This window comes from Paenibacillus camelliae (genome assembly GCF_023715345.1).
Taxonomy (GTDB): Bacteria; Bacillota; Bacilli; order Paenibacillales; family Paenibacillaceae; genus Pristimantibacillus; species Pristimantibacillus camelliae.
The window spans coordinates 1-447 of the sequence record NZ_JAMBNY010000051.1 but is presented as its reverse complement, the minus strand read 5'-3'; the positions used below and the strand labels follow the sequence as shown (position 1 = coordinate 447).

The 447-nt window shown below is 57.3% G+C and carries 1 protein-coding gene; it reads right to left on the bottom strand.

The features are described 5' to 3' along the window. Positions 1-384, bottom strand: a 384-nt coding sequence (locus M3180_RS22340; protein ID WP_251671635.1) for a patatin-like phospholipase family protein, incomplete at its 3' end; no start/stop codon positions are given. Between the last annotated feature and the right edge of the window lie 63 nt (positions 385-447).

Genomic DNA, 447 nt, shown 5'->3' with positions numbered 1-447 from the left:
GAACTGCGCTTCGGCATCGTTCATGGCAAGCGGCATTTGCTGCGAAGTGGCCTCAACCAGCCAGTCGAGATCGATAAGGTTGCCGCCGCGCACAAAGCGCATCGGATCGAAAAACTGGCGTGAAGTGGTGTAGCGGGTGATAACTTTGCGGGCATAGCCTTGCTGATTACACATGTAGGCGGAGAGGTTTTGCGCGCCGGCGGAAGTACCCAGCATCAGGTCAAAGGGGTTAAATCCGGCGCGCATAAATTCGTCCAGCACCCCGGCAGTAAAAATCCCTCGCTGTCCTCCGCCTTCGCATACCAGCGCCAGCTTGCCTGGTCGGAAGGGTTTAACCGCCAGCGGGGCGATATTGCCCAGCGTGACGGGAATGCGTTGCCCCACCCTGCTTTCCTGTTCGATTGATCTTCTCCTGACAAGGTAACGCAATTTGCCCCCCGCTTAAAC